Source organism: Streptomyces sp. NPDC058619 (genome assembly GCF_042717785.1).
Taxonomy (GTDB): Bacteria; Actinomycetota; Actinomycetes; order Streptomycetales; family Streptomycetaceae; genus Streptomyces.
Map to the genome: position 1 here is coordinate 1 of NZ_JBHXQN010000125.1, position 4959 is coordinate 4959.

The window sequence follows — 4959 nt, forward strand, 5'->3', positions numbered from 1 at the left end:
AAGCCGCAACGATCATGATCGTTGCGGCTTCTGACTTCACCTTGGCTGGACCCGGCCGGTGGACCGAGGGCGCGCGCACAGGCCGTGCCCCCGGCGGGTTCCCCGGCAGAGGGGACGTTGCCCATGGCGGGTTTGACGATCCGGTGGGGCAGCGGCGACATCTCGGGTGTTGCTGGTGATGTCGCCGCTGCCGCTTGTACTGCTGCTGTTGCGGGGGGTTAGCAGCTGCAGATGCCGGTGTTGTTGGTGCCGGCTACGGCGTTCGCGCCTACGAGGCCGTTTGTGCCGTTGATGATGGTTTCGGTTTCGCCGTCGATGATTCCGGTGTCACCGGCGCCGCCGGCGCCCAGGGCGCCGCCGTTACCGGCGGCGCCGCCGGGGCCGCTGCATCCGGTGCCGCCGTTACCGCCGGTGCCGCCGTTACCGCCCTTTGCGCCGGTGGCGGTGATGGCGTCGGTGCCGGCATCACCACTGATGGTCCCGGAGTTACCGATGCCACCGGCACCGCCTGCGCCGCCGATGCCGCCCGCGCCGCCGGGCTGGACAGCGGCCGAGCCGTTGCCGCCCTTCCCCGCGGAGGCGCCGTTACCGCCGATGCCGCCGTTGGTCTTGAGGGTGTCGTTGCCGGCACCGCCGTTGAGGACCCCGGAGTTACCGATACCGCCGGCGCCGCCGGCACCGGCGGTACCACCGGCGCCGCCGCCGTGACCGCAGCCGCCCACGCCGCCCACACCGCCCACGCCACCCGCGCCACCGTTGGTGGTGATGGTGTCCGCGCCGGCATCGCCGGTACCGCCGTTGAGGGTCCCGGAGTTACCGACGCCACCGGCACCGGCACCACCGCCGATACCACCGGCACCGGCACTACCGGCGACCGGGCCGCTGTTGCCGCCTTTACCGCCCAGGCCGCCGTTGGCGCCCTTGCCGCCGGTGATGGTGAGGGTGTCGTTGCCGACACCGCCGGTGATGGTCCCGGCGCTACCGGTACCGCCGACCCCGCCGACGCCGCCGTTGCCGCCGGCCCCGCCGGCGCCACTGGACAAGCCGGCCCCGCCGACCCCGCCAGCGCCGCCGTTGCCGCCCGGGCCGCCTTGGATGGTGATGCTGTCGGTGCCGGCGCCGCCGTCGATGAATCCGCCGCTGCCCACGCCGGGCCCGCCGACGCCACCGACACCGCCGTTGCCACCGGCGCTCCCTGCCGGGGTGCCCACGGTGCCATCAGCGCCAGGCGGGCCGTTGGTACCCGCGGCGCCGGTGATGCCGGTGACGGTGATCGTGTCGTTACCGCCCAGGGCGTCGATGGTGCCGTTGACCGGGCCGCCGGTGACGGTGATGATGTTGGCGGCGCTGGTGCCGGTGAGCGTTTGCCCGGCGGCGATCCCGGCGGTGCACACAAAGTTGTTGCCGGTCTGGGTGCAGCCGGGCGGAAGAGCGGCGTGAGCCGCCGGAACGCCCACCAAGGTGAACCCGGCCACGGCGGCCACCCCGATCAGGGCCCGACCGACCCGCCGGGCTGTGCTGGTACGTACTGTCCAACTCATCGTCGACCTCCGCCTCTGACGACTCCGGGCCGACGCCACGCCACCTGCGGCCCGTCAGTGACGACCCGCGAAGTGTCCCGTCATCGCCACGCCCAACCTCCCCGGCCGGACACCCCGAACACCGTACACTGAGTGATTAACCCATTACTCCCAGCCGTCGACTGTGGAGTCAAGACTGACTTCACCTTGGCTGGACCCATATCCGGTCCGTACGAGTCAGTGATGGCCCTCGGTGAGGGCGACGGAGTCCGGGACCCTGACGACCTCGGGCACGGTGAGCGGCATGATGCCGACGATCTGGCTGGTCACGTAGTGGGCGGACATCATCGCGCCCTCCTGCCACCCGGGCAGGGGAGACGCCTGGTCGCCCACGACGAAGAAGCGGCCGTCGCCCTCGGGCTGGAGCAACTGCTTGTAGGCGATCATGTGCTCCGAACTGCCCGGGTCCCAGGCCGCCCAGCCGCCCAGCTGGTGGGGAACCTTGTGCCAGGCGATGGTGATGCCCTGCTGGGGAGGGATGATGTCCTTGTTCTCGAATTCCGGGTGCAGTTCGATGGCACCCCTACGCGCTAGTTCCAGACGCTTGTCGGGCGCCAGCGCACCCAGTTCTTCCGCGTTGCCGCGGAAGTTGTAGGCCCCCGTCAGGGTCCCCCCGTCCGACGAGAAGTAGTCGTTGGACGGGTACCACATTTGCGTGATGTTGTGGTCGGTCCAGCTGATGCCGCCGTAAATCGCGTTCTGGTCGTCCTCCCAGAAGCGCGTGTTGGCCTGCCATCCCACCTTGCAGGTGGGCGCGAAGCCCACGGCCGCGATCGCCTCTGTGAAGTCCAGCGAGAAATTGGAGAGGGCGACGTCCCGGAGCACCGGCAGCGGGATGCTGCTCACGCAGTAATCCGCCCGCTGCGTACGGGTCTCTCCCTCGTGGAGGTACTCGACTACGACGCCCCCTTCTTCGGGGAGCGTGATCGAGGTGACTTCGGCTTCAAGCTTGATGATCTCGCCGTACTCCTGGGTGATCTTCTGTGTGAACGCCTCGACGATCTTGTCCATGCCGCCGACCGGCTGGAACATCGTGTCCTGCCACAGATAGTCGACCGGCTGGTAGAAGCTGGCGTTCCAGAACTTCGACTCCACCAGCTCCCGGAAGTCCAGGGGAGGTAGGGGCCTCGGGAACTCATGGACGTCGAGCTCCTCGAATCCGGACCGAGTGGATCCGTGATATTCGCCCTTCACGTCCAGCATGCCGAAGTTCCGCAACAAGTCGCGCAGATTCTCGGTGAATTCGTCGTCCTCCGTCAGCTTCCCGGAGAGAAGTGACGCGATGTGACCGCGGATGTCATGGGCGACCTGCCGATTGCGCCAGCGCGCCGGTGCGCTCTTCGAGAGACTGACGACGTTCGCCGTGGTCTCCATGATGTACGGCTCCAGCTCCACCCGGAGCTCGCTGCAGTACTGCACTACCCGGCGGTGGTGGTGCGGGATGCGGCCGGGACCGAGGTTGAGATAGAGGTTCTCGTTGAAGGAGCACGTGTGCGTCAGCACCGGCGTTCCGGTCGGGTCGGTCTCGTAGAGCTCGTCGCCCCTGCGGGCTGTGCGGTTCCGGCCACCGGTCCGGTCCTGGGCTTCGAGGACCGTACACGCGTAACCGAGTCGGGTTAGCTCGTACGCGGCTGTCAGCCCGGCGACACCGGCTCCGAGGATCAGCACCGACTGGCCTTCACGCCGGGCAGGCGGCAAATCCAACGCCCCGGTCCATCCGGTCGCCTCGGGGCCCGTAGCGCCGATCATGGCCTGGTACAGGGCCTGTGCGGCCTTGTTGGCGGGCTCTTGAACGCTCATTGCTTTTTCTCCCCTTGCCAACGCTTCCGGCTGTCGCCGGAGCGCGCCCCAGGCTTACCCTCGGCCACCGGCCGCCATCCCACCGTGGCTGTATTACGACGGCATTTGTCGTGAAATGCTGGCCGACCCGGCTGACCGACCGCCCCTAAGTCGCTGGACCTCAGGCCCGGCATGGTGGGAAAAGATCTCCGATAGCGCGGGAAGTACTCTCGATAGGCAGGGGTCTCGTCGCAGGTCAGCGAGTTCCGTCGGTGCATCACCTCCGCCGACGATCGGACGGGTCCATTGCACCCCGGCAACAGCCGACAGCCTGCACTGAATGCGCCGGGCCCCTGGAACCGGGACGCAAGAATCAGATACGTCTGACGTGCTCGGTCCTCTGCCACAGCAGGCGTTCCAACCGGCTCAAGAAGGAACGGAGCAGCCGGGAGCAATCACTCAACCTTCGCTGAGAATCGCACAACCTTCACTGCGACAGGTCACCGAGTCGGCCCGTTGACCTGCGGCGACCAGTTCAGTTGAGACGTGGGGGTGCCAGGAATCTCAGGTGGTGCGGTCCCAGGCGAGCAGATGCCGGAGGCTGTCTCAGTTGACCTGGTCCGGCTCCGCGGTGTCGAACTGATACCAGGTCGAAGAACTCGCCGAGGAGCTGGTGGAGTGTGATCACGGCTTCGGTGTCGGCCTGTGCGGTGAGTGGGTGGACCCAGCCTCCGGGAGCGAGGTGCCGGATGAGAACGGGCCAGGTCAGGTCGTGGCCCCGGCCGAGGCGGACAACGAGCCACTCCTGGGGTGTTCACGAGTGGGGTTGACCAGTGCCTTCGCGGCTCGCCGAAGATCGTTCCCCGTGTGCGTCGTTCGTTCCCCCAGGCTGGGTCGCGCTCATCGATTCCAGGGCGGGGCGAGGCGGGGGTCGGTCGGGGTCCCGACGGACCAGCCACTGCAACACCGACTTCACTGGCCCGGAACACGAGACTCCGACGCGACGATGACATGGGCAAATCCATCTATGTCAGTGAGGGGCAGTCAGCCTGTCGAAGGAGTCTGTTGGATCAACCTAGATCAGATGAGTACGACTACCGATGCCCGAGGCGGTTGATGGTGATGGGGTGGGGCCCATGAAGACGACGCAGAACCATGTGACGCGGCTCCCTGCCCTCCACAAAACCTGGTGGAAGGCACCCCTCGTGGCCTCCCTGCTTGGTCTTCCGCTCCTCGCGATGGAGTACAGCGTGATCCGGGCCCACGACGGCATGGGCCAATACGGAGTCGTGATCTATGGGGCCCTGTCCCTACTTGCCATCGCCTGGGTCCTGCCCCACCGCCGGTCCATGCGGACGTACCGCATAGTGGCGGCTTCGCTCGCGCTCGGGTGGGTGTTTCTGCCCCTCCTGTTTGCGCTGCTGCTGGGGGCGGCGCTGGCCTAGAGCTGAGCCGTGAGAAGAGTTCGAACTGTTCCTCGCGGTTACGTAGCGAGTCGGCCGGGGTGAAGTTCCCCCCTGATCCTGGACAGCGGGTGGTTACGCTGCGGGGGTGAGGTCGTGGGTCGTCAGGGCTCTGGTTTCGAGCGGGGTGACGTAGC

At 67.5% G+C, this 4959-nt stretch carries 3 protein-coding genes; 1 reads left to right on the forward strand and 2 read right to left on the reverse strand.

The features are described from left to right. Nucleotides 1–218: 218 nt before the first annotated feature. Complete coding sequence (locus ACFWTC_RS38445; protein WP_384030555.1) at nt 219–1475, reverse strand: hypothetical protein; 1257 nt, start codon at nt 1473–1475, stop codon at nt 219–221. Nucleotides 1476–1757: 282 nt separating this feature from the next. Next, entirely contained in the window at nt 1758–3380 is a 1623-nt protein-coding gene (locus tag ACFWTC_RS38450) for a flavin monoamine oxidase family protein (RefSeq protein WP_384030667.1), read from the reverse strand. Between the two features lie 1115 nt (nt 3381–4495). Here ACFWTC_RS38450 and ACFWTC_RS38455 point away from each other — a divergent pair. Continuing rightward, on the forward strand, nt 4496–4804 hold the full coding sequence (locus ACFWTC_RS38455; RefSeq protein WP_384030669.1) for a hypothetical protein: 309 nt from the start codon (nt 4496–4498) through the stop codon (nt 4802–4804). The last annotated feature ends 155 nt before the right edge of the window (nt 4805–4959 follow it).